The following is a 24,531-nucleotide window of genomic DNA, read 5'->3' as shown; positions in this document are numbered from 1 at the left end:
ATCAACAATGCATGTTTACTAGGAGGTACATCCATGTTACTACAACGTTTCTTTACTTATTACAGGCCATATAAAGGATTATTTATATTAGATTTCTCCTGTGCAATTTTAGTTGCCCTAATTGAGCTGGCATTTCCATTAGTTTTAAATAAAGTAATTGATGATATTCTTCCAGATGGTGAATTAAAGTGGATAATGATGGCAAGTGGTTTGCTGCTGTTGTTGTATGTTTTTAATTCAATTTTAGATTTTATTGTTTCGTATTGGGGGCATATGCTTGGCATCAATATTGAAACGGATATGAGAAGGGAAGCGTTCAATCATATTCAAAAGCTCTCTTTCCGCTACTTTGATAACAATAAAACAGGCCATCTTGTCTCACGATTAACAAATGATCTAATGGACATCGGTGAGCTTGCACATCATGGTCCAGAAGATATGTTTATTGCAATGATGACGATAATCGGATCTTTTTGCGTCATGTTTTATATTGATCCTACATTTACGCTATTAATCTTTATTCTTGTACCAATTATTCTTTTGCTAACTATTATTTTTGGCAAGCTTATGTCGAAAGCATTTCATCAAATGTTTAGCGATATTGCAGACTTTAATGCCCGTGTAGAAAATAACGTCAGTGGTATTCGAGTAGTACAAGCATTTACAAATGAAGATCATGAAAAGAACCGCTTCAAAAAGAATAATGAAAAATTCCGCGCAACAAAATTGTTTTCTTATAAGGTGATGGCATGGAATGAAGCTCTTTATGGCATATTAACAAAGGTTTTATCATTATTTACGCTATTTGTCGGAGCATACTTTGTTTTAAAGGGCTATTTAACGAATGGTGAATTTATTGCTTTTATTCTTTTATCTGGCATTTTAATTGGACCAATTAACAAAATAAATATGTTTATTGAGAGTTATCCAAAGGGCATGGCTGGTTTTAAACGCTATATTGATTTTTTAGAAACAGCTCCAGAAATTGCAGACCGCCCAAAAGCTAAGCTAATAGAGTCTATTGATGGCAATATTACATTTAACCAAGTTTCATTTGGTTATACCGATACAGAACGAACATTAAATAATATTAATCTTACAGTTCAGTCTGGAGAAACAGTAGCACTTGTTGGTCCATCTGGAGCGGGGAAATCGACCATTTGTAGTTTACTCCCACGCTTTTATGAGGTGAGTGAAGGATCAATAAAAGTTGATGGAATAGATATACGAGACTTTAAGCTTCATTCATTACGCTCACATATCGGCATTGTGCAACAGGATGTTTTTTTATTTGATGGTACGATTCGAGAAAACATTGCATACGGAGATTTACAGGCGAGTGATGAAGATATTTGGTATGCGGCAAAACGAGCACAGCTTGAAGAGATGATACAAGCATTACCAGATGGTATGGATACGTTAATTGGTGAACGCGGCGTGAAATTATCAGGTGGACAGAAACAGCGATTATCTATAGCACGTATTTTCTTGAAAAATCCTAAAATTTTAATTTTGGATGAGGCAACATCCGCTTTAGATACAGAAACAGAACAGGCTATTCAGCAAGCTTTACATGAACTTTCCAAAGGACGCACAACGTTAGTCATTGCACACCGCTTGGCGACAATAAAGGATGCAGACCGCATTGTCGTCGTATCGAAAAAGGGAATTATAGAAGAAGGAACACATGAACAATTAATGGCTATGAAAAATGCCTATTACGGTTTGTACACAGCACAATTTGGTTTGCAAATATAAAAATGAAAGGAAGTTTTGTATGTCAGTATTGGAGATCGAACATGTGGCGATTGGTTACTCCTCGACGCTTATTGTGGATGATTTAAGTGTTGCCATTCCTAAAGGTCAAATCTCAACAATTATTGGCCCAAATGGCTGTGGAAAATCTACTTTATTAAAGGCTGTTGCGCGTGTATTACGAACACAAGATGGTGCTGTTTATTTAGATGGTAAGGCCATTCATCAATTAAAGACAAAAGAAGTGGCAAAAAAGATGGCAATTTTACCTCAAACAGCAAGTGCTCCAGGAGGATTAACTGTTTTTGAATTAATATCATATGGCCGTTTCCCTCATCAAGGAGGGTTCGGTACATTGCGCAAGGAAGACTATGAATATATTCATTGGGCAATTGATGTGACAGGACTAAGAGAGTTTTGCGATCGTCCAATTGAGGCATTGTCAGGTGGTCAACGTCAAAGAGTATGGATTGCGATGGCATTGGCTCAAGGTACGGATATTTTAGTACTGGATGAACCGACAACATATTTAGATTTAGCACATCAGCTAGATATTTTATTATTGCTTGAAAAGCTCAATAGGGAAGAAGGACGAACGATTATTATGGTTTTGCATGATTTAAACCATGCGTCTCGGTTTTCTCATTTTATGATGGCTATGCGAGACGGAAAATTAATCGTAAGTGGCAGCCCTCATGAAGTAATGACAAAGGAGAATTTACAAACAGTATTCAATATCAACGCAGAAATGGCTGTCTGTCCATATAGTAAAAATCCAATTTGTCTATCTTATCAGCTATACAACATGAAAGATTAAGCGGAGGAATGGAAGTTAAGAGGAGGAAGTAGAATGACTGCGTCGACAGGAGTAGAAGGGCTCAGCGATATAGATGAGCTACAGAAACAATCTCACCCAATACGCGGAATAGTAGCTTTGATTTTAGGAGTAATTGCATTAATATTTGCCATTGGCTTTGCCATTTCTTTAGGAGCAGCAGATATTTCATTAAGTACTGTTTGGACGGCAATTACACAATTTTCACCAGAATTAACAACACATCAAATTATTCATGATATTCGTTTACCACGAGTACTTGGAGCAGCGTTAGTAGGTGCAAGCTTTGCAGTTGCTGGTGCGATAATGCAAGGTATGACGCGCAACCCTTTAGCAGACTCAGGGTTATTAGGATTGAATTCTGGAGCGGCATTTATGCTCGCTGTTTGCTTTGCCTTTTTTCCTGGCATGCCCTATATGTTTTTAATTTTATGGTCGTTTGTAGGTGCAGGCCTCGGTGTTGCGATTGTCTATGGTGTGGGCTCCTTGTCTAAAGGGGGCTTATCACCGATGCGTCTAGTTCTTGCTGGCGCTGCTGTTAGTGCTTTACTTGGTGCGCTCGGTGAAGGAATTGCACTTTATTACCGAATTGGACAAGACCTAGCATTTTGGTATGCTGGGGGTGTTTCGGGGACGATGTGGAGTCATCTTCAAATATTATCGCCATGGATACTAATTGCGATGATAGGTGCGCTTATACTATCCCGCTCTATTACGTTGTTAAGCTTAGGTGAAGAAATTGCGATAGGACTTGGTCAACGAACTGCTGTCGTGCGAGTGTGGGGGATGGTAATTGTTTTAATTTTAGCAGGAGCAGCAGTTTCAGTTGTAGGTGCTGTTGGATTTGTAGGATTAATTGTTCCCCATTTTACGAGATACATAGTTGGACACGATTATCGATGGATTATCTCTTGTTCATTAGTATATGGAGCATTACTCGTAGTACTAGCTGATTTAGTTGCGCGTACTATTAATCCGCCATATGAAACGCCGATTGGTGCATTAATTGCTTTAATTGGGGTTCCGTTCTTTCTTTATTTAGCACGTAAAGGAGGAAAGGAACTGTGAGTAACAATTTTTTAACACAAAATCAGCAAAAGGTTAGAAGAAAAAATTTCCTCATAATAGCTACACTGATTGTTTTAATAGTAATTACCTTTGTAATTAGTATGAATACTGGCGTAATTAAACTGACACCATGGGAAGTAATAAGTACTCTTTTTGGGCAGGGCGATGCGCAACAGCAATTAATATTATTTCAATTTAGGCTTCCTAGAATTGTAATTGGTGTTTTAGTAGGAATGGGTTTAGCTATGGCAGGTGCTGTTTTACAGGGCATTTCAAAAAATGCATTAGCAGATCCAGGTATTTTAGGCATTAATGCGGGTGCTGGGCTAGCTGTAATGCTGTATATTTCCTTTTTCTCAACGACTAAATCAGCACCCGTATATTTACTGCCAGTACTAGCCTTTTTGGGTGCAGGGATAACAGCATTGTTAATTTATACACTGTCTTATAAACGCTATGAAGGTATCACACCAATGCGTCTAATTTTAACGGGAATTGCGGTGGCCGCTGGCATTAGTTCAGCAATGATTGTATTAACACTTCGTCTTACCCCTGAAAATTATCAATTTGTGGCTACATGGCTAGCGGGTAGTATTTGGGGCTCGAATTGGAGGTTTGTCCTATCCTTATTACCATGGTTATTAATTTTACTACCATTTATCTATTCAAAATCTCGAGTTTTAAACATATTAAATCTGGGCGAAATAACATCGATTGGATTAGGTGCTTCTATTGAAAAAGAACGTCGTTGGTTATTAGCTGCATCAGTTGGATTGGCTGGAGCTAGTGTTTCTGTTAGTGGCGGTATTGGATTTGTAGGATTAATTGCACCACATCTTGCTCGGCAACTTGTGGGAGCAAACCATCAATTTATGCTTCCTACTGCGGCACTTTTAGGTGGCTTTTTAGTGTTATTGGCCGATACGATAGGTCGCTCTATTTTAGAGCCTTCAGAAATACCAGCTGGAATTGTTGTAGCCGTTTTTGGGGCACCATATTTTTTATATTTATTAGCGCGATTAAAGGAATAAAATAGATTGCTCATATTGTTAATTGAGAATGAATATCATTGTTCTTAGGAAGAATAGGACATGCAAACTTTATTAGTAGAAAAGGGGAGAACGACATGCCAGAAGAATTGTATGATGTAACGATTGTTGGAGGTGGACCAGCAGGATTATATACAGCTTTTTATAGCGGGATGCGCGATTTAAAAACGAAAATTATAGAATTTAGCTCTCAACTAGGTGGACGCATGCTTATTTATCCTGAAAAAATGATTTGGGACGTTGGTGGGGTAAAGCCTATATTAGGTGAGGAGTTAATTCAGCAACTTATCCAACAGGCAAAAACGTTTGATCCAACAATTGTTTTAAATCAAAAGATAGAAAAATTAGAAAAACAGAGTGATGGAACATTTATTTTAACGTCAGCATCAGGAGAGAAGCATTATTCTAAAGCAATAATATTAGCAGTTGGTTATGGTGTACTTTCAATGCAAAAGCTTGAAATAGAAGGAGCAGACCGCTACGAAGTAACGAATTTACATTATACTGTGCAAGAATTAGACATTTTCCGCAACAAACATATACTTATTTCAGGTGGTGGCAATTCCGCAGTGGATTGGGCGAATGAGCTAGAATCTATCGCTGCTAGTGTAACAATTGTCCATCGTCGTGATGAATTTGGTGGTCATGAAAAAAATGTCTTACGTATGCGAGAATCCTCTGTCAATGTTAAAACACCATACGAAGTGGTGCAATTACATAGTGATGGTGATGTAATACAGTATGTGTCAATTATGAATAAAGAAACAGATGAAATGGAACGAGTGCAAGTAGATGCGGTTGTTGTTAATCATGGCTTAAAATGTGATTATGGAGCTCTTGAGGAATGGGGATTAGAAATTCAAGATGGAGTAGCTATCGTCAATGAGAAGCGTGAAACCAATATAGAAGGCATCTACGGAGCAGGTGATTTTATCGATCATCCTAGTAAAGTAAGATTAATTGCAGGTGCGTTTACGGATGGCATTTTAGCGTTAAATAGTGCAAAATTATTTTTAGAGCCAGATGCACCAAAAGTGGCGTATGTATCATCACATAATATTCGATTTAAAGAGCGCAATAAACAAATAGGATTAGTAGATAACGATTATCGCGAAGTTCGTGGTTAAAAATTGTAATATAGTTTTTCAATATTTATTGCTTGAAAAAAATAAAATAACTATGCTATACTTCAAAAGTATGCAACGTGTACATATGTAGCCGACATATTCGGGCTATGTAAGGTACAGTTCGATAATACTCTGTTCCAGATGGTTCAGGGCGAGAGGAGAAAACGAATATGAAACAAGGAATTCATCCAGACTACAAAGAAGCAACAGTAACTTGCTCTTGTGGTAACACTTTCAAAACTGGTTCAGTTAAAGAAAACATCGTTGTCGAGTTCTGCAACGAATGTCACCCATTCTACACTGGCCGTCAAAAATTCGCGTCTGCTGATGGTCGCGTGGATCGTTTCAACAAAAAATACGGTCTTAAAAACTAATGTTAGTTTAATACCTGCCAAGCATGTGCTTGGCAGGTATTTTTTTCAGTATATAAAAAGTGCATGCGTTCATTGCGTCTCGACGCATTTGTATCTTTCACAACGTTGCACGTAACGTTCAATATAAAACAAAGACCGGATTTTGAAATGTGCTTAAGCTAGCGCTAGCGCAAATCCATTCGATACTGACAATAGGTTCGGTATAAAGATTAACACTATGGTGCAAGCGTTTAAGCTAATTGCTAAAATAATTCCTTTCAAAATCCATAATTGCAAATAGAGAGGGAGAAGATACAATGGCACAGCTATACTATAAACATGGCGCGATGAATAGTGGCAAATCAATTGAAATTTTAAAAGTTGCACATAACTATGAAGAACAGGAAAAGCCTGTCATGATGTTTACATCTGGGCTTGATACACGAGATGAGGTAGGTTTTGTTTCAAGTCGAGTAGGATTACGACAAGAAGCCATTCCAATTTATGAGGATACGGATATTTTTGAACTTGTAAAAAAAAATGTTGTAAAACCCTACTGTGTTCTTGTAGATGAAGTGCAGTTTTTAAAAAAGGCACATGTGCTACAATTAGCTAATATTGTCGACCAACTAGACATCCCTGTCATGGGCTTTGGCCTGAAGAATGATTTCCAAAATGAATTATTTGAAGGTAGTCAGTACATGCTTACATATGCAGATAAAATTGAAGAAATGAAAACGATTTGCTGGTTCTGTCATAAAAAAGCAACAATGAATTTGCGTGTCGATGAAAATGGCAAACCTGTGTATACAGGCGATCAAATAAAAATTGGCGGTAATGATTCTTACTATCCTGTTTGCCGCAAATGCCACGCACATCCACCACTTTGAATTAGCTTTAATCGGAAAATGGCTTGATGATATTAAGCAATCTTCCGAAGAAAATGTAGCATACATGCGGAATTTTCCTTATACTAAGTAGTGGAAATAATGCATGACTATTACGCCTAAACAAATCCTTAGTCAGACTCTATTGTAGGCGGAATGATTAGTGAATAGAGTAAAAAATACGTCTCGCTGTCTTTAATGGAGGCGGATTCCTACTGGATATAGATAAATGAACTAAATAGAGGTGAAGCCCATGTTTGATAGACTACAAGCAGTAGAAGATCGTTATGAAAGGCTAAATGAGCTTTTAAGTGATCCGGATATTGTAAACGACAGTAAAAAATTACGTGAATATTCAAAGGAACAATCGGATATTCAGGAAACAGTTGATGCTTATCGTGAATATAAAAGCGTGAAAGAGCAACTAGTGGATACACGTGAAATGTTAGATAACGAAAAAGATCCTGACATGCACGAGATGGTAAAGGAAGAATTCAACTCGTTAAAAGCACAGCAAGAAGAGCTGGAAGAACGTCTACGTGTTTTATTAATTCCAAAAGACCCGAATGATAATAAAAACGTAATTATGGAGATTCGTGGAGCAGCTGGCGGTGATGAGGCGAATATTTTCGCAGGAGATTTATTCCGTATGTATTCTCGTTATGCGGAGACACAAGGCTGGAAAATCGACATTATGGAAGCAACGCCTAACCCAATGGGCGGCTATAAAGAAGTAATTTTTATGATTAACGGGCAAGGCGCATATTCAAAATTCAAATTTGAAAACGGTGCGCACCGCGTACAACGTGTACCAGCAACAGAATCACAAGGACGTATTCATACTTCAACAGCGACAGTTGCATGCTTACCTGAAGTAGAAGAGGTAGATGTTGAAATCCATGAAAAAGATATCCGTGTAGATACTTTTGCGTCATCAGGTGCAGGTGGGCAATCGGTAAATACAACGATGTCTGCTGTACGTATGACCCACTTACCAACAGGTGTTGTTGTATCGATGCAGGATGAACGTTCACAAATTAAAAACCGTGAAAAGGCGATGAAAATTCTTCGTGCGCGTGTAGCTGATAAGTATTTACAGGAAGCGCAAAAAGAAATCGACGCAACACGTAAATCAGCAGTAGGCTCAGGCGATCGCTCAGAGCGTATTCGCACATACAATTATCCACAAAACCGCGTGACAGACCATCGTATTGGTTTAACGATTCAAAAGCTTGATCAAATCGTCGAAGGAAGACTGGACGAAATCATTGATACACTAATCTTAGAAGAGCAAGCATCTAAGTTAGAGCGACTTAACGATGACCTATAAAAATGTGATGGAGGCCCTTGATTGGGCTTCTTCTTTTTTAGTGGATAATGGACGTGAAGAAACCGCGGGTCGTATTGTGATGCAACATATACTGGGCACATCGTATTCGGGTGTTATGCTACACTTACAAGATTCGTTAACAGTAGAGCAAAGTCAACAGTTTATAAAACTGATTGAAGAGCATGCTAGTGGACGACCTGTACAGTATTGTATCGGCAGTGAAGAATTTTATGGACGTACATTTATTGTGGATGAATCGGTGCTCATTCCAAGACCTGAAACAGAGGAGTTAGTGCTAGCAACAAGCAATCGCATCAAACAATTATTTAATAAGAAAACAATAAAGCTAGCAGATATCGGGACAGGTAGTGGTGCTATTGCTATTTCTATGAAGCTAGAATGTCCTGAGCTAACAGTAGTGGCAACGGATTTATCTGCAGCAGCATTATCAACGGCACAAAAAAATGCACAACTACTTGAGGCGGATATCGATTTTCGTCTAGGTGATTTAACAGCACCCCTCGTTGGAGAAACGTTTGATATTGTTTTATCTAATCCTCCGTATATTGCAATGGAAGAAGCGAAGGACATGTCTAGCATCGTACTAGAGCATGAACCGCATAGTGCACTTTTTGCAGAAGAAAATGGGCTTATTTTATATCGCAAATTAGCACAACAGCTCCCAGCACTGATGAATAAACCATCTTTGATCGGTCTTGAAATTGGTTATACACAAGGAGAGCAAGTAGCGAAATTTTTTAAAGAAAGTTTTCCACAAGCTACTGTTACCGTTGAAAAAGATATTAATGGAAAACCTCGCATGGTTTTTTGTGAAATTGATGTATAAAGAATCTCCTTCTTGACAACAATGTTGAGCAAGGAGGGATTTTTATGTTAAACGAATACAAGATTGTTAGATTTCCAAAACTAAATATTGTGCTGGCTTTTACTAGACTAGTAATTATGGCGATAGCTTTACAACTATGTATTTTATATATTCCATCATTAATAGGTTCTGCAAAGGAAGCTACGAATAATGAACAAGAAAACGATTTTCGTATAAGAGTTATAGCTAATAGCAACACAACAGATGATCAGCTAGAAAAAGAACAACTTGTCCAAGATTTAAAACCTTATTTAATACAAGTAGGTTCAACTACAAATGTGGATAATAATAATTTTGTTATATTAAAAGAGAGTATTGAAGCAGAATTAAAAGAAAATTATCCACAATTGCGTACACAAGTGTTACTTGGGGATAACTTATTTCCGCCGAAGAGACAAGATGCGATGTTTTATCCACAAAATATGTACCATTCGATTGTCGTGAAAATTGGCGATGCACGTGGTGATAACTGGTGGTGTAGCATTTTCCCGTCTATTTGTGAACCGGAAAAAGAGGAAGAAAAGGCAGAAGAAAAAGAACATGTAACATTCTTTATTTGGGAATGGATAAAAGGATTTTTTGAGTAATTGTGCACAAATTCAGATAACTTATACACAATTATTGATAAGTTATGAACAAAATGTGGATAATTCAGAAAAAAACAACGATTGAAAGAAGGTTTTTCATATGGAAACCGTGTGTAAGATTGTGGATAGTAATGTGAATAGTCAAATAACTTATGCACAAGCTGTGGATATCTTAAATGCTGGAGAGGTTGTGGCATTTCCAACAGAAACGGTTTACGGTTTAGGTGCAGTCGCTACAAATGATGATGCAGTCAGAAAGATATTTAAGGCAAAAGGGCGTCCTTCAGATAATCCACTTATTGTCCACATAGGAACGAAAGAGGAAGTTAATCTTTATATCGAACATATTTCTGAGCTCGCAAAAAAATGTATGGATGCATTTTGGCCAGGTCCTCTTACACTCATTATGCCAGTAAAGCCAAATGTTCTGGCAGAAAGTGTGACAGCTGGATTAAAGACTGTCGGAATTCGTATGCCGGATCATCCAGTTGCACTAGCATTATTACAGCAAATTCAAAAACCACTTGCTGCTCCAAGTGCGAATCGTAGCGGGAAACCAAGCCCAACAGAAGCGATTCATGTAAAAGATGATTTAGAAGGGTACATACCGTATATTTTAGATGGAGGTTCTACAGGAATTGGCTTTGAATCAACTGTGCTAGATGTTACGCATGAACCACCAGTTATATTACGTCCGGGTGGCATTACAAAGGAAATGTTAGAGTCCGTAATAGGTCCGGTTATTCAACCGACTAAAATGGAGCAGACAATGGAAGAGACGCCGAAAGCTCCAGGCATGAAGTATACGCATTATGCTCCTAATGCACCCGTATACTTAATAGACTGTGATGAACAAAAAGTACAGCAAGCCATACAACAACTTCAAGCCCAACATCATAAAGTAGCACTTCTAGCACCTGAGAGCTTTAAGCATATTAACATAGATTATTACTTTTCAATTGGTGAAGCAGGTAGTAAAGAAGAGATGGGCGCGGCACTATATCATGCGTTACGAGCATGTGATAAAACAGAAGCTACCGTTATTCTAGTGACGACGACATCTACAGAAGGTGTAGGCGCTGCTATTATGAACAGACTTGAAAAAGCGGCTGGTGGCAAATGGTATTCACTTTAATTAGTGGATCTATCAGCGATTTTGCACTAAGTATCGGCGATTTCAACTTTCTTATCGGCGTTTCAAGAACTTCAACCGGCGATTCTCCCAAGTTTCCCGGCGATTTAATAAGACTATAATAAAAAACTCATCTATATAAGATGGGTTTTTTTATATGAGTGCCAGGCACACAAACAATTTACCGTGTTAGCATAACAACTAAGTAAAAATCCACGTAGACTCCTGCGGGACAGAACAAGTAGTAAGACGCAACAAACCGCGCATTAGCGAGGGTTGCGACTTACTCTGTGCCCGCGGAAAGCGAAGTGGATTTTTGCGATTTAAAGTGCCAGGCACACAAACAATTTACCGTATTAGCATAACAACTAAGTAAAAATCCACGTAGACTCCTGCGGGAACAGCACAAGTAGTAAGACGCAACAAACCGCGCGCTAGCGAGGGTTGCGGCTTACTCTGTGCCCACGGAAAGCGAAGTGGGTTTTTACAATTTAAAGTGTCAGGCACTCAAACAAGTCACAAACAATTCTCTATTAATCATTTAAAAATAGGATTTTATAATATGGAAAATGTCTTATCGTTCATTATGATAATACTGTATTTCCGAGCATAAAATGATAAAATATTAGGAAGCGAAGGAGTGCATTCTTGCAGGGTATTCTTGCAGGTATTTTAACGTCTGTCGATGTCGTCGGTTTATTTGTATTAATTCCAAATGTTAAATATCGATTATTTTTGTCAATGTGGACAGCAACATTACATATGCTTTTTCCACTACTCGGCTTTGAATTAGGAAATTACTTAGTGCGTTTTTTATTAGATTGGGGTCAATGGATTTCCTGTATTCTATTATTTAGCATTGGTCTACATTTACTTTTGTCTTCCAACAAAAATGAGAAAATAACCATTTCACCTGTATTATTAGCTGTGACTGCTAGCCTAGATACCTTTTCAGTAAGTGTTTCTTTTGGTATGCTTAACTTAGAAAAAACAATTTTTATTATTAGTGCTGGAATGAGTGCTTTCATTTGCGCATATGGGGCTTTAGTTATAGCACGCAGAAGTCAGGTTTTTTTTGGAAACAAAATTCAAATTATTGCAGGATTTGTTTTTATCATTATGAGTATTTTAGCGCTCCGAAAATAATAAGGAAGGTGATAAGTGTGAATATATTATTTGTTTGTACCGGAAATACTTGTCGCAGTCCGATGGCAGAGGTTATTTTAAAGCATAAGCAAATCAACAATGTTCAGGTTCGTTCTGCTGGTATTTATGCAATGCCGAACGCTGAAATGTCAGCACATGCGCAGCAAGTTTTAAATGAAGCGAATATGACACATCAACATTCAGCAACACAATTATCTATGGCTGAAATAGAGTGGGCCGATTTAATTTTAACAATGACGACAGCGCACAGAGATACTATTATCGCTTACTACCCGAACACAGAAAAAAAAGTTTTTACACTGAAAGAATATGCGAACGAAGGAAGTTTAGAGAATGTTGTAGACCCTTACGGCGGAAATAAAGCTATTTATGAAGAAACATTTACAGAACTAGAGAAATTAGTAGAACAGTTAGTTAAAATACTTGAGAAGAATTGAGGGGCACTATGAAAAAACAGTTTGGCTTACGACTTAAACTAGTATTATTTGTAAGTATTCTTGCACTGATCACGTATAGTATCAGCTTTGTATTCATTGAATTTATACAACCTACTTTTTTCCCAGAAATTAATCGTAAGCTATTTGAAGTGATTACTTATTTATTAGGGATTATATGGTCAGGTATTTTAGCGGCAATTTTCAGCGTTATTTTAATTAAGCCGTTACAGCGACTTGAATACTCTGCTACACGCGTAGCAGAAGGAAAAATTGGTGAGGATGTAGTGATGCCAAAAACGAATGATGAGATTCGTTCAGTGGCAGTAGCATTCCAACAAATGGTGTTAAATTTACGCCACATGGTAGAAAGTATCGATCAAAACTTTCAACAAACAAATCAATCGATTATCAAGTTATCCGATGAAACCGCTGTTGCGACAAAGAAAGCAGACGGTATTGCGGTGACGGTAAAACATATTTCCGCAGGAGCAGAAGCTTCAGCTACAGCAGTACAAGATACAGCAGAGGCGATTGAAGATGTACGCACATTAGCAACAGAAGTGAATACTAGAGCGGAACAGTCAGCAGTACAATCGAAAGAGATTTTACATAATTTAACTAATACAACAAAAGCGATTGAAACGTTAGTCAATAGCATTCAACAAATTGCAGCTGGCAACAACGAAGCACTAGAAAGTATTCGTACATTAGAAGACAATGCTGGACAAGTTGAGCGTATCATTAGTTTAGTAGGTGATATTGCGGCACAAACAAATTTACTAGCATTAAATGCATCTATCGAAGCTGCCCGTGCAGGAGAACATGGCAAAGGCTTTGCGGTTGTGGCAGAAGAGGTTCGTGGCTTGGCCGATGAAAGTGCAAAGGCTGTACAAGGAATTACGACTCTTATTCAATCAATGCAACATAATGTTGAAGTTGTTGTGAAACAAATGAATCAACAAGTATCATTTGCGACTAAAGAGGCAGCGCGTGTTTCTGAAACTACGACTGCGGTTGAAGGGATGTCATCAAGTGTCCATGAAATGGCAAACGCGATTGTAGAGATTTCTTCATTAATTGAAAAACAAATGCACAATATTGAAACAACTGCTCGACAATCACAAGAAGTAGCAGCCATTGCTCAAGAAACATCGGCTGGTGCACAAGAAGTGAGCAGTGCAACAGAAGAGCAAGCACATGCAATTGAACAAGTAGAACAACTTGCACAAGACTTGAAAAAACAATCCGAAGCGTTGCATAAAATGATTCTACAATTTGATAGAGAAGCATAGTAAGAAAAAGCATTTAAATAATACATGTAAATGACAGACTGTGGACAGCCTTAAAAAAGAGCTTGTCCACAGTTTTTTCTATGGATTGACCAAATACTCGTTGACAGGAAGCTTGAACGTTATTAACAGGAACAAATGAAAAAATATTGAAATAGTATGTCCACTATAGTTGAAAAGGTAGAAAAACTTCAGAAGAGGGAATATTACAACAAAAGACCATTATCCGAATTTATTAACAGGATATTCACATTATCCACAGAAATAGTACTTAAAAATGAACGTTTTTCAATATAAATACAAGAAATGTTCGTCTTTTAGGAGAAATCAGCATAAAATTGCAACAAAAATCATGTTATTCTTGAAAGAGAAGTGGTAAACTAATGTTGACTATATTTCGAAATGAGGGAACCCAGTGAGAATAGCAATTTCTTCTGATCACGGAGGCAATAATTTACGTCGTGAGATTATGCAACTGTTAGATGAGCTTAATATTAGCTACGAAGATTTTGGTCCACAATCTGCGGATTCAGTAGACTATCCTGATTATGCAAAGCCAGTTTCTGAAGGTGTTGCTAACGGGGAATTTGATAAAGGCATTTTAATTTGTGGCACAGGGATTGGCATGTCCATCGCTGCGAACAAAGTAAAAGGCATTCGTTGTGCATTAGTGCATGATGTATTTAGTGCAAAGGCAACACGTTGCCATAATGATTCAAATATTTTAGCGATGGGTGAGCGCGTAATTGGTCCAGGCCTAGCACGTGAAATCGCGCAAACATGGCTTGAAACTGATTTTGAAGGCGGGCGTCATACACGCCGCGTAGAAAAAATCGCTGAATTAGAACAGTAATACAAGAACGTCTTCAGCCGTTAACGCAAAAACAAATAGGTGGTGACAGTCTTGCACTGTCACTTTTACCTTAGCTTGACGCCTAACGTAAATAGAAGACATCAAAATAAGGGGCTGAGCTTAATGGTTGTGCAACAAATACAAACGCAATTGACTCAGTTACTCAGTGAATTCGAAGAGCAAGTAGTACTGCGACCAAAGACTATTTTTGTCGTAGGTTGCTCTACGTCTGAAGTGATTGGTCAGAAAATTGGCACAGCAGGTGCACTTGAAACAGCAGAAGCAATTTTTGCGCCATTGCAGGCATTTGCAAAGAAACATCAATTATTTTTAGCATTCCAAGGCTGTGAGCATATAAATCGAGCTATTACGATGGAAGCTTCAGTTGCAGAACAGTTGGGCTATGAACCTGTGGCTGTTATTCCTGTTCGCACTGCGGGTGGATCGATGTCAGCGTATGCTTATACAAAATTGGAAAGCCCGGTAGTTGTAGAGGCAATACGCGCACATGCAGGTATTGATATAGGCCAAACGTTAATTGGCATGCATTTAAAAGAAGTAGCTGTTCCAGTTCGTACATCAGTGCGATCAGTAGGAGAAGCGGTTGTCACAGTAGCAACAACACGTCCAAAACTAATTGGTGGCGAACGTGCTGTATATAAATAACACTACTTCTGTTGTCAGAGGTACATGTAAATAACGATTATACTTAGGAGGCTTTTTCAAACATGGCATACGAAAAATTAGCAGTACAAGACAAAGCAGTATTAGATGGGATTTTAGCTGAGAAAAAACGTCAACAAGCGAATATCGAGTTAATTGCATCTGAAAACTTTGTATCTGAAGCAGTAATGGAAGCACAAGGTTCAGTTCTTACTAACAAATATGCTGAAGGTTATCCTGGAAAACGTTACTATGGTGGCTGTGAACACGTAGACGTAGTAGAAGATATTGCACGTGATCGTGTGAAAGAACTTTTCGGTGCAGAATATGCTAACGTACAACCGCACTCTGGTGCACAAGCAAACATGGCTGTATACCATACAATTTTACAACCAGGTGACACAGTTCTAGGAATGAACCTTTCACATGGTGGTCACTTAACACATGGTTCTCCTGTAAACTTCTCAGGTATCCTTTATAATTTCGTAGAGTATGGTGTAACAGAAGATACACATGTAATCGACTATGAAGACGTTCGTCAAAAAGCGTTAGCACACAAACCAAAACTAATTGTAGCTGGTGCATCTGCATACCCACGTGAAATTGACTTCTCAAAATTCCGTGAAATCGCAGACGAAGTAGGAGCTTACTTTATGGTGGATATGGCGCACATCGCTGGGCTAGTAGCTGCTGGAGAGCACCAATCACCAGTTCCTTACGCTGATTTTGTTACATCTACAACACATAAAACATTACGTGGACCACGTGGTGGTTTAATTCTTGCGTCAAAAGAATGGGAGCAAAAATTAAATAAATCTGTCTTCCCAGGTATCCAAGGTGGACCATTAATGCATGTTATCGCTGCAAAAGCTGTAGCATTTGGCGAAGCTTTACAACCTGATTTCAAAGACTACGCAAAACAAATTAAAGCAAATGCACGTGCTTTAGCAGAAGTGTTAATCGAAGAGGGTGTAGAAATCGTATCTAACGGTACGGATAATCACTTATTACTTTTAAACGTAAAATCTCTTGGCTTAACTGGTAAAGTAGCAGAGCACGCTCTTGATGAAGTAGGAATTACAACTAACAAAAATACAATTCCTTACGATACAGAATCTCCATTTGTTACTTCTGGTATTCGTATTGGTACACCTGCAGTTACATCACGTGGCTTTAAAGAAGAAGACATTAAAGAAGTAGGCGCTATTATCGCAGCTGTACTTAAAAACCCAGAAGATGAAGCGGTAAAAGCAGATGCAAAAGATCGTGTTAAAGTTTTAACTGATAAACATCCATTATACGCATAATTAGTATTGTTTAATTATAGGCTGTGTCTTAAGTGTGTTGTTCACTTTAGGCACAGCCTTTAGTTTTTAAATTTGATTTAGCCCAATTTTTGGTTCACTACTATAGAAAACTATGAAATGAAGCCGAAAGAAGATTTTCGAGCAAGCACGAAAAAATACGGAAGTGTAATTGATAGATTAAACTGCAAAACTATATTTTTTTGCTTATATAAAAATAAATTAATCTTATTTTTGGATTTTTTTACATAAATATAGGATAAAAGGTTATATTATATTGAATAAGGACAATTAATGTCCCAAAGAAAAATTGTTTTTTTGTAAAAGTGACAATTTATTGAATTTTTTATGTACAATATAAAGGGGTAGAATTGATGGATATAGACGGGAGGGGTTGGATGGTTACTAAATCTATGGACGTACAAAAAAATATTTTATTAACTACAATTCGTAACTTAGGTGAACAATCTAAAGAAAGCTATGTTATTTTGGATGCTAAAACTAATTTCATAGTGGAATGTAATAATTCTTTTTGCACGCTTACAAATGCAATACGTTCACAGATTTTAGAAACAGATTATTTTGCGATGCTTTCAAGTAAGTTACCGACGACAATGCTTGAAAAAATAAAAGAGAACATACATAGTGGAGCAATGGTGACAGAAAAGTTGCACCATCATCGCTTCGAACAGCCACCATTTTGGGCAGAAATGCAAACCCTTCCTTTTCAAAATAATGATAATGAAACATTATTTGTGTTAATAATCGTGAAGGATATTACGTATTATCATACTGAAGATTTTATAGCGGAATTAGAGAAAATCGTTTATGAGGCAATCGAAAAGGATTATCCATTTTATAAAAAAATGGACACTATTTGTAGCAAAATAGATCAATTTTTCATGCCATATGTGTTCAGCTCGGTTCTTATCAAAATAGATTCAAATTATTTGCAAGTTTTTACTTCTAATAGTGCTCACCAACATGTACCTCAGCTTTTCGAGATGAATGACTTCTATAGAAAGGTGATGCAACAGGAAACACCGATAATAGCAAATAAACTAGAAGAGGTTGCTATTCCAATAGAATTTAAAAACTTTGCTAGTCTAACAAATAATCACTCGGGATGGTTTGTACCTATTCGCAATCAAAAGCAACAAGCGATCGGACTTTTTGCAATTTTTTCTCAATATCCGGGTGAAAGTGTGTTTTTTAACAATGTGTTTCAAAAAATTGGAGCGCTCGTTGCATTAGCGTATTCGTATGCGAAAACACAGAAAAAAATATGGGATTTAGCTTATAAAGATATTACGACTGGCTTGCCAAATCGACATAGCTTTTTAAATAAGATAGAAAAGGAAGAACAACGAGGGCGAATAGGTTTTATTAAAATCATAAAACCAAGTGAATTTCATCAAGTCGTTGAATTATATGGCCGAGAAGCGGGGGATGAATTATTAAGACAAATTGCTAGACGTCTTCAAGAACAAAAGAAGGATTTGAATGAGTATATTGCTAGATTCACAAGTTCTAGTCTTATTATTTCACAAGTGACACCCAATGAAGACTTAAACGATTATGAGGTTCGCATAAAAGAATTAACACGCCAGCCGTTTATTATAAATGGTAAGCATATTTATATTACTTTAAAAACTGGCATATCTTCCTTTGATAAAGATATTAAAATTGCAGATGCAATCAGATTTGCAGATAATGCTTTATCTTATGCTGCCAACAAACCAGGAACGCATATGGAGATATTTACGAAGGAACGCAATGATTTACTAGAGCAACAGATGACTGTTTTAAATCATTTATCACAAGCGCTTAAAAATAAAGAGATTTCTGTAAATCTACAACCAAAAGTAGATTTACGAACAGGCGAAATTCAAAGTATTGAAGCGCTAGCTCGTTGGCATTCACCGGTTCTTGGCTTTGTATCACCAGCGATGTTTATACCAGTTGCCGAAAATGCAGGGAAGGTTCGTGAAATCGACATACAAATTTTAGAAATTGTTCTCGCTTGGCTAGCGGAGCGTCAACAATTGGGGAAGAAGTTAGTGGAGGTTGCGGTTAATATATCGCCTGATCACTTTTACTATCCTCATTTTGTTAAGGATATCCGGCAATTAGTTGAAAAATATATGATTAATCCAAGTAATATTATTTTAGAGGTAACAGAAAATATTGGCTTAGTTGATTTTCAAACTGCATTCGCCATTATTCAAGAATTAAAGAGCTATGGCTTTAAAACATCGGTGGATGATTTTGGAACAGGTTTTTCTTCACTTAGTTATTTACAAAGATTACCGTTCACTGAGTTGAAAATTGATCGTAGCTTTATAAATGATATAAATGATGCAGCAACATTAGCAATTGTCCGATCAATCATTCAGCTTGCATTAAATTTAGGTATGACATCTGTTGCAGAGGGAATCGAAAATGAGGAACAGGTAGAGATATTACGTGCGCTTGGTTGTAAAGTCGGACAAGGTTACTTCTATTATAAACCGATGGAGATTGAGCAACTGGATTCTATACTTGATGTATAATTTGCTTCTACATGTAGCAAACACTCTGGAAAAGGGGATATCTCGAATTTATTTTTGAGACAACTCCTGTTTTCTGTTATACTAGTTGAGATAAAAATGAAATCCGAACGGTTAGGAGAGAACCCCTTTGAGCAAAGTATACGTATTTGATCATCCACTAATCCAACACAAGTTAACTTATATTCGTGATAAAAATACAGGAACTAAAGAATTTCGTGAGCTAGTTGATGAGGTCGCAACATTAATGGCATTCGAAATTACGCGAGAAATGCCTGTAGAAGAAATTGAAATTGAAACACCAGTAACAATCGCGAAAACAAAAGTTCTTTCTGGGAAAAAACTTGCAATTGTACCGATTTTACGTGCAGGCATCGGCATGGTTGACGGCGTATTAAAACTAATTCCAGCTGCGAAAGTTGGTCATATTGGTCTTTATCGTGACCCTGAAACATTAAAACCTGTTGAGTACTATGCAAAACTTCCAGCAGATGTGGAAGAACGCGATTTCATTATTGTAGACCCAATGCTTGCTACGGGTGGTTCAGCAGTGGAAGCTATCAATTCACTGAAAAAACGCGGTGCGAAAAGCATTAAATTTATGTGTTTAATTGCTGCGCCAGAGGGTGTAAAAGTAATTCAAGATGAACATCCAGATGTGGACATCTATATTGCTGCACTTGACGAAAAGTTAAATGACCATGGTTACATTGTTCCAGGTCTAGGTGATGCTGGAGACCGTTTATTCGGTACGAAATAAAAAGTGGAGTTATTGCTTAAAGAGCGATAACGTTTTTCCTATAGCAACTTTATAGCATTTGAAAGCGTCCTTCATTATTGAAGGACGTTTCATAGTATGTTTAGGCAATTAAGTCTCTCTTCTTAGTAATGAATGTGGACCATTGCACTTGATATACAATACAACCAAAGGACGGTGCAAATCGTTTTGACGAAAAAATGGAAAGTGATGACGATTTTCGGTACGAGACCAGAGGCGATAAAAATGGCCCCGCTTGTATTGGAATTGCAAAAACATCCCGAGCAAGTGGAATCAATCGTGACTGTAACAGCACAACATCGCCAAATGCTTGACCAAGTATTAGAAACATTTAAAATTACACCAGACTACGATTTAAATATAATGAAGGATCGTCAAACTCTAATTGATGTGACAACGAATGCATTACAAGGTTTAGATAAAGTCATGAAAGAAGCGCAACCTGATATAGTCTTAGTGCATGGTGATACTGCTACAACATTCATTGCAAGCTTAGCAGCGTTTTATAATCAAATTGCCATTGGTCATGTTGAAGCAGGTCTTCGAACATGGAATAAGTATTCACCTTACCCAGAGGAAATGAATCGTCAGCTGACAGGTGTCATGGCTGATTTGCACTTTGCCCCAACAGAAGTATCAAAGAAAAATCTTTTAGATGAAAATAAAAACGCAGATACTATTTTTGTCACAGGCAATACGGCTATTGATGCATTAGCTACAACGGTGAGTGAGCATTATACACATCCTGTGTTAGAAAAAATAGCAAACGATCGAATGATATTATTAACAGCACATCGTCGTGAAAATCTAGGTGAGCCAATGCGTCATATGTTCCGAGCAATTACTCGACTGTTAGCGGAACACGAAGATGTTCAAGTTGTCTACCCTGTGCATATGAACCCGGCTGTGCGAGAAATTGCCAATGAAATATTAGGCGATAATGATCGCGTGCATTTAATTGAACCTCTTGAAGTTTTTGATTTCCATAACTTCGCTGCGAATTCGTACATGATCTTAACTGACTCTGGTGGTGTTCAAGAAGAAGCGCCATCATTAGGAAAGCCAGTTCTTGTACTTCGTGATACGACAGAGCGTCCGGAAGGAATTGCTGCTGGAACTTTGAAACTAGCAGGAACAGAAGAGGAAACAATTTATTCTCTTGCAAAAGAATTGTTAGAAGATAAAGAGGCGTATGAAGCAATGGCAAAAGCCTCAAATCCTTATGGAGATGGTCATGCTTCACAGCGTATCGTAGAAGCTCTCTTGAATTTTTTACAAAAAAGCAAGTAATACACCATTTTTAATTTTAAAAATAAGCAAAAAGAACTAAAATTTAATGTGTAGCTAATTTACGAGCAAATTTCTGTCGTAAATTAGCTTTTTTTTGCATTATTCCAAAAAAAAATTTGTAATCTATGAAAGTTCATACACAAATTTGTCAACAATTTGACAAGAGTATAGTAGCTGTGAAGTTTTTCTCCTTTACTAATTGACTTCAAATATCACCTATTGTATGCTTACAAAGGGTAAGAATGATAAGGGTTTCTAATCGTTGATAGACGTTGAAACACTTGTTATATCAAGTTTCTACTAAATTGACAGTTCAAACCATCACTGTCGATTTGCAACGTTTTGTGCGTTTCGGTTTAACACCGAATCAGTAAGGGGTGTAAGGCATTATTAGGAATTTACACCTGTAATTTCATTCAAATGACTCTCCCATTACTATTCCGCTGTGAGTAGTGTTTTTCACTGCTCTTTTCTGATTTCACAAAGTGGTAAGCAAACGTTTTCTTTACTCGAAAAAATGATTCAGGAGACTACAAACCAATGCTAGATTTGCATCACATTTTTGCTGTGCAGAAGAGAGCGTTATTTTTTTTGCTCGCACTTTGCGCATTAGGCTGGGGCTTTACGTCCTTTCAAACAGTTTTTGCGGGCATCGCAATCGGTGCATTTTTTGGTACGTATAATTTTTGGATTTTAGTTCGCCGTATGGAGAAGTTTGATCGTTCCATTAGTGAAGGGAAGAAAATAGGTTCACTTGGTACAGCACTGCGTTTTGGATCAGGTGTAGCGGCAGTCGCTATAGCCATTTCGTTGCCAAACTATTTTCACTTGATTAGCACGGTCATAGGGCTAATGATTCCGTACGTAGTTCTCTTTGTCGAGAGAATTGTATCTCATGTAAGGAACCACTAATTGTGCTTTATTAGAAAGAGAGGTGAAAAATAACAATGAATCATGAAGCTCCGTTAGTAACCATAGGTTTTTTAACATTTAACTTATCTACAGTTATGATGTTACTAGTTGCAGCAATAGTCGTATTTTTAATCGCTGTTATCTCTACTAGAAACTTAAAGTTAAAACCGACTGGTATGCAAAACTTTATGGAATGGATTATGGATTTCGTAAAGAATATCATCAAAAGCAACATGGACTGGAAAACTGGTGGACGATTCCACATTCTAGGTATCACACTTATTATGTTTATCGCAGTATCTAACTTATTAGGTCTTCCATTCTCTATCGTCTATGACCATCAACTTTGGTGGAAATCGCCAACAGCTGACCCAACGGTTACAATGACTCTTGCAACAATGATTTTAGTATTATCTCAATACTATGGTATCAAAATGAAGGGTACAGGCCATTATGTTGGTACATTCTTCAAACCAATGTCATTTATGTTCCCGCTAAAAATTATTGAAGAGTTTGCGAACACTTTAACATTAGGTCTGCGTCTTTACGGTAACATTTATGCAGGTGAAATTTTACTTGCATTAATCGCAAGTTTAGCAATTTCAGGTCCGATCGGGTTCGTAGGTGCAATTGTTCCTATGATGGCATGGCAAGGTTTCTCTATTTTCATCGGCTTTATCCAAGCCTTTATCTTCACAATGTTAACAATGGTTTACATGGCTCATAAAGTGAGCGATGACCATTAATATAAAGCATAAATTTTATGCTTGAACCAAAAAAACAAACAATTCCAAGGAGGAAATTTTAAAATGACAGGTTCATTAGGTTTATTAGCAGCAGCAATCGCAATCGGTTTAGGTGCACTTGGTGCAGGTATTGGTAACGGTCTTATCGTATCAAAAACAGTTGAAGGTATCGCTCGCCAACCAGAAGCTCGTGGCGTTCTTCAAACTACTATGTTCATCGGGGTTGCATTAGTTGAAGCATTACCGATCATCGCAGTAGTAGTAGCATTCATCGTAATGAACAAATAATTCAGTTGTATACTGAATTTTACTAGTGGCGAAGCAGGATTCACCAGATGAAACTTCGCCCTTCATTTTGGAACAGATAAAAGCTATGTGCAAATATAGCTTTTTAAAATAGGTAAGTTTTTAAGTATTACAAACTAATATGTTGAAGTTAAAGCTCTTGAAGGGAGTGAAACAATCGTGTTTTTAGACAATCTTGTACTAGGTGCAGGTGGAGGATTCAATGGTGGAGATGTCATCTCAACATTAGTCATCTTCTTAGTATTAATGCTTCTACTTAAAAAGTTTGCTTGGGGTCCATTAATGGGCATTATGCAACAACGTGAAGAATTAGTAGCTAGTGAGATCGAAGCAGCTGAAAAAGCTCGCAAAGATTCGCACAAATTTTTAGAAGAACAAAAAAGTCTTCTTAAAGAAGCTCGTACGGAAGCACAATCGATTGTTGAGGGTGCTAAGAAGCAAGGCGAAATGCAAAAAGAAGAAATTCTTACAGCAGCTCGCAATGAAGCTAACCGCTTAAAAGAATCGGCTTTACGTGAAATCGAGTCTGAAAAAGAAAAGGCTATCGCAGCTGTACGTGATGAAGTCGTTTCATTATCTGTACTTGCAGCATCTAAAGTCCTTAGCAAAGAGATTTCTGAGGCAGACAACCGTGCTCTAATTGAAGAGACGATTGCGAAGGCAGGGGAAGCTCAATGAGTAATTCAACTGTAGCAAAGCGTTACGCTCAAGCTCTATTTGAAATTGCGCAACAAAAAAATATTCTTGCAGAAGTTGGGGCAGACTTAAACGAGTTAACAAAAGTTGTTACAGAATCTCCAGATTTTTTAACACTTTTAAACGCGCCTAAGTTCTCTATTGAACGCAAGAAGCAAATGGTAGCTGAAATCTTTGCAAGTGCAACGCCAGAAGTTTTACACACAGTTCAACTACTTGTTGAGAAGAAACGTGTAAACGAAGTGAAGCTAATTGCTAATGCATATGCTGAGCTTGCTGCACAGGCACAAGGTTCTGCAGATGCAACTGTATTCTCAACTCGTGAACTTTCTGCTGAAGAAAGCGCTAAAATTTCTGCAGCATTCAGTAAACTTGTTGGGAAACAATCGTTAAACATTACAAACGAAATCGATCCTTCATTATTAGGTGGTATTCGTGTTCAAATCGGTAACCATATTTATGATAGCTCAGTAGTGAACAAGCTTGAGCGTCTAAAACGTGAATTAATCGGTTAATAATTTAGAAATGTGAG

25 protein-coding genes are annotated in these 24,531 nt (G+C 37.5%); all 25 read left to right on the top strand.

Translation table 11 applies throughout. The annotated features are described in order from the left end of the window. Window positions 1–33: 33 nt before the first annotated feature. The 25 genes from NSQ74_RS00560 (at window position 34) to NSQ74_RS00440 (ending at window position 24,514) form a co-directional block, all read left to right on the top strand. Window positions 34–1,758, top strand: a complete 1,725-nt coding sequence (locus tag NSQ74_RS00560; protein WP_340820998.1) for an ABC transporter ATP-binding protein — start codon at window positions 34–36, stop codon at window positions 1,756–1,758. A 19-nt stretch (window positions 1,759–1,777) separates the two neighbouring features. Beyond that, window positions 1,778–2,572, top strand: a complete 795-nt coding sequence (locus NSQ74_RS00555) for an ABC transporter ATP-binding protein (RefSeq protein WP_340820997.1) — start codon at window positions 1,778–1,780, stop codon at window positions 2,570–2,572. A gap of 33 nt (window positions 2,573–2,605) precedes the next feature. Further along, window positions 2,606–3,658 carry a FecCD family ABC transporter permease gene (locus NSQ74_RS00550; RefSeq protein ID WP_340820996.1) on the top strand — a complete coding sequence of 351 codons (1,053 nt, stop codon included), beginning with the start codon at window positions 2,606–2,608 and terminating at the stop codon, window positions 3,656–3,658. Beyond that, entirely contained in the window at window positions 3,655–4,689 is a 1,035-nt protein-coding gene (locus NSQ74_RS00545) for a FecCD family ABC transporter permease (protein WP_340820995.1), read from the top strand. The genes NSQ74_RS00550 and NSQ74_RS00545 overlap by 4 nt, the downstream gene beginning before the upstream one ends. A 95-nt stretch (window positions 4,690–4,784) precedes the next feature. Next, on the top strand, window positions 4,785–5,834 hold the full coding sequence (locus NSQ74_RS00540; protein WP_340820994.1) for an NAD(P)/FAD-dependent oxidoreductase: 1,050 nt from the start codon (window positions 4,785–4,787) through the stop codon (window positions 5,832–5,834). A gap of 170 nt (window positions 5,835–6,004) precedes the next feature. Further along, window positions 6,005–6,208: a 50S ribosomal protein L31 gene (gene rpmE, locus NSQ74_RS00535; protein ID WP_004269457.1), complete on the top strand. Its 204-nt coding sequence runs from the start codon at window positions 6,005–6,007 to the stop codon at window positions 6,206–6,208. 296 nt (window positions 6,209–6,504) lie between these two features. Beyond that, window positions 6,505–7,077 (top strand): thymidine kinase, encoded by a 573-nt coding sequence (locus NSQ74_RS00530; RefSeq protein ID WP_340820993.1) that lies wholly within the window; start codon window positions 6,505–6,507, stop codon window positions 7,075–7,077. A gap of 250 nt (window positions 7,078–7,327) precedes the next feature. Beyond that, on the top strand, window positions 7,328–8,404 hold the full coding sequence (gene prfA, locus NSQ74_RS00525) for a peptide chain release factor 1 (RefSeq protein WP_340820992.1): 1,077 nt from the start codon (window positions 7,328–7,330) through the stop codon (window positions 8,402–8,404). Further along, complete coding sequence (gene prmC / locus NSQ74_RS00520) at window positions 8,394–9,251, top strand: peptide chain release factor N(5)-glutamine methyltransferase (protein ID WP_340820991.1); 858 nt, start codon at window positions 8,394–8,396, stop codon at window positions 9,249–9,251. Before prfA ends, prmC begins: the two co-directional genes overlap by 11 nt. Window positions 9,252–9,295: 44 nt before the next feature. Further along, window positions 9,296–9,877, top strand: a complete 582-nt coding sequence (locus tag NSQ74_RS00515) for a stage II sporulation protein R (RefSeq protein WP_340820990.1) — start codon at window positions 9,296–9,298, stop codon at window positions 9,875–9,877. Between the two features lie 100 nt (window positions 9,878–9,977). Continuing rightward, the gene (locus tag NSQ74_RS00510) at window positions 9,978–11,012 is read left to right on the top strand and encodes an L-threonylcarbamoyladenylate synthase (protein ID WP_340820989.1); all 1,035 of its coding nucleotides are present in this window, start codon (window positions 9,978–9,980) and stop codon (window positions 11,010–11,012) included. A gap of 645 nt (window positions 11,013–11,657) precedes the next feature. Next, entirely contained in the window at window positions 11,658–12,155 is a 498-nt protein-coding gene (locus tag NSQ74_RS00505) for a manganese efflux pump MntP (protein ID WP_340820988.1), read from the top strand. 17 nt (window positions 12,156–12,172) lie between these two features. Then, a complete protein-coding gene (locus NSQ74_RS00500) occupies window positions 12,173–12,613 on the top strand; it encodes a low molecular weight protein arginine phosphatase (RefSeq protein WP_340820987.1) in 441 nt (146 codons plus the stop codon). An 8-nt stretch (window positions 12,614–12,621) separates the two neighbouring features. Next, a complete protein-coding gene (locus NSQ74_RS00495) occupies window positions 12,622–13,905 on the top strand; it encodes a methyl-accepting chemotaxis protein (RefSeq protein WP_340820986.1) in 1,284 nt (427 codons plus the stop codon). A 412-nt stretch (window positions 13,906–14,317) separates the two neighbouring features. Continuing rightward, on the top strand, window positions 14,318–14,755 hold the full coding sequence (gene rpiB, locus NSQ74_RS00490) for a ribose 5-phosphate isomerase B (RefSeq protein ID WP_173478613.1): 438 nt from the start codon (window positions 14,318–14,320) through the stop codon (window positions 14,753–14,755). 123 nt (window positions 14,756–14,878) lie between these two features. Continuing rightward, window positions 14,879–15,421 (top strand): TIGR01440 family protein, encoded by a 543-nt coding sequence (locus NSQ74_RS00485; RefSeq protein ID WP_340820985.1) that lies wholly within the window; start codon window positions 14,879–14,881, stop codon window positions 15,419–15,421. A gap of 62 nt (window positions 15,422–15,483) precedes the next feature. Continuing rightward, entirely contained in the window at window positions 15,484–16,725 is a 1,242-nt protein-coding gene (gene glyA, locus NSQ74_RS00480; protein WP_340820984.1) for a serine hydroxymethyltransferase, read from the top strand. Between the two features lie 395 nt (window positions 16,726–17,120). After that, window positions 17,121–19,274, top strand: a complete 2,154-nt coding sequence (locus NSQ74_RS00475; protein WP_340820983.1) for an EAL domain-containing protein — start codon at window positions 17,121–17,123, stop codon at window positions 19,272–19,274. Between the two features lie 127 nt (window positions 19,275–19,401). Next, entirely contained in the window at window positions 19,402–20,031 is a 630-nt protein-coding gene (upp, locus tag NSQ74_RS00470) for a uracil phosphoribosyltransferase (RefSeq protein ID WP_173478609.1), read from the top strand. 186 nt (window positions 20,032–20,217) lie between these two features. Beyond that, window positions 20,218–21,339, top strand: coding sequence for a non-hydrolyzing UDP-N-acetylglucosamine 2-epimerase (wecB, locus tag NSQ74_RS00465; protein WP_340820982.1), 1,122 nt, complete (start codon window positions 20,218–20,220; stop codon window positions 21,337–21,339). Window positions 21,340–21,879: 540 nt separating this feature from the next. After that, the gene (locus tag NSQ74_RS00460; RefSeq protein ID WP_139860289.1) at window positions 21,880–22,251 is read left to right on the top strand and encodes an ATP synthase subunit I; all 372 of its coding nucleotides are present in this window, start codon (window positions 21,880–21,882) and stop codon (window positions 22,249–22,251) included. A 35-nt stretch (window positions 22,252–22,286) separates the two neighbouring features. Then, window positions 22,287–22,997 (top strand): F0F1 ATP synthase subunit A, encoded by a 711-nt coding sequence (gene atpB / locus NSQ74_RS00455; protein WP_340820981.1) that lies wholly within the window; start codon window positions 22,287–22,289, stop codon window positions 22,995–22,997. A 63-nt stretch (window positions 22,998–23,060) separates the two neighbouring features. Beyond that, a complete protein-coding gene (atpE, locus tag NSQ74_RS00450) occupies window positions 23,061–23,285 on the top strand; it encodes a F0F1 ATP synthase subunit C (protein ID WP_004269474.1) in 225 nt (74 codons plus the stop codon). Between the two features lie 177 nt (window positions 23,286–23,462). Beyond that, window positions 23,463–23,981 carry a F0F1 ATP synthase subunit B gene (gene atpF / locus NSQ74_RS00445; protein ID WP_340820980.1) on the top strand — a complete coding sequence of 173 codons (519 nt, stop codon included), beginning with the start codon at window positions 23,463–23,465 and terminating at the stop codon, window positions 23,979–23,981. Continuing rightward, window positions 23,978–24,514 (top strand): F0F1 ATP synthase subunit delta, encoded by a 537-nt coding sequence (locus tag NSQ74_RS00440; protein ID WP_340820979.1) that lies wholly within the window; start codon window positions 23,978–23,980, stop codon window positions 24,512–24,514. The genes atpF and NSQ74_RS00440 overlap by 4 nt, the downstream gene beginning before the upstream one ends. Window positions 24,515–24,531 lie beyond the last annotated feature (17 nt).

Source organism: Lysinibacillus sp. FSL W8-0992 (genome assembly GCF_038008685.1).
Classification (GTDB): domain Bacteria; phylum Bacillota; class Bacilli; order Bacillales_A; family Planococcaceae; genus Lysinibacillus.
Note: the sequence above shows the minus strand (reverse complement) of the source record. Positions and strands in the feature narration are given on the sequence as shown.

Excerpts from the sequence above, each read along its gene's own strand:
- NSQ74_RS00530 (WP_340820993.1), top strand. The coding sequence starts at position 6,505 with ATGGCACAGCTATACTATAAACATGGCGCGATGAATAGTGGCAAATCA.
- NSQ74_RS00495 (WP_340820986.1), top strand. The coding sequence starts at position 12,622 with ATGAAAAAACAGTTTGGCTTACGACTTAAACTAGTATTATTTGTAAGT.
- prmC (WP_340820991.1), top strand. The coding sequence starts at position 8,394 with ATGACCTATAAAAATGTGATGGAGGCCCTTGATTGGGCTTCTTCTTTT.
- rpmE (WP_004269457.1), top strand. The coding sequence starts at position 6,005 with ATGAAACAAGGAATTCATCCAGACTACAAAGAAGCAACAGTAACTTGC.
- atpE (WP_004269474.1), top strand. The coding sequence starts at position 23,061 with ATGACAGGTTCATTAGGTTTATTAGCAGCAGCAATCGCAATCGGTTTA.
- NSQ74_RS00540 (WP_340820994.1), top strand. The coding sequence starts at position 4,785 with ATGCCAGAAGAATTGTATGATGTAACGATTGTTGGAGGTGGACCAGCA.
- atpB (WP_340820981.1), top strand. The coding sequence starts at position 22,287 with ATGAATCATGAAGCTCCGTTAGTAACCATAGGTTTTTTAACATTTAAC.
- NSQ74_RS00475 (WP_340820983.1), top strand. The coding sequence starts at position 17,121 with ATGGTTACTAAATCTATGGACGTACAAAAAAATATTTTATTAACTACA.
- glyA (WP_340820984.1), top strand. The coding sequence starts at position 15,484 with ATGGCATACGAAAAATTAGCAGTACAAGACAAAGCAGTATTAGATGGG.
- NSQ74_RS00440 (WP_340820979.1), top strand. The coding sequence starts at position 23,978 with ATGAGTAATTCAACTGTAGCAAAGCGTTACGCTCAAGCTCTATTTGAA.
- NSQ74_RS00485 (WP_340820985.1), top strand. The coding sequence starts at position 14,879 with ATGGTTGTGCAACAAATACAAACGCAATTGACTCAGTTACTCAGTGAA.
- NSQ74_RS00550 (WP_340820996.1), top strand. The coding sequence starts at position 2,606 with ATGACTGCGTCGACAGGAGTAGAAGGGCTCAGCGATATAGATGAGCTA.
- prfA (WP_340820992.1), top strand. The coding sequence starts at position 7,328 with ATGTTTGATAGACTACAAGCAGTAGAAGATCGTTATGAAAGGCTAAAT.
- NSQ74_RS00515 (WP_340820990.1), top strand. The coding sequence starts at position 9,296 with ATGTTAAACGAATACAAGATTGTTAGATTTCCAAAACTAAATATTGTG.
- NSQ74_RS00555 (WP_340820997.1), top strand. The coding sequence starts at position 1,778 with ATGTCAGTATTGGAGATCGAACATGTGGCGATTGGTTACTCCTCGACG.
- NSQ74_RS00560 (WP_340820998.1), top strand. The coding sequence starts at position 34 with ATGTTACTACAACGTTTCTTTACTTATTACAGGCCATATAAAGGATTA.
- NSQ74_RS00510 (WP_340820989.1), top strand. The coding sequence starts at position 9,978 with ATGGAAACCGTGTGTAAGATTGTGGATAGTAATGTGAATAGTCAAATA.
- NSQ74_RS00460 (WP_139860289.1), top strand. The coding sequence starts at position 21,880 with ATGCTAGATTTGCATCACATTTTTGCTGTGCAGAAGAGAGCGTTATTT.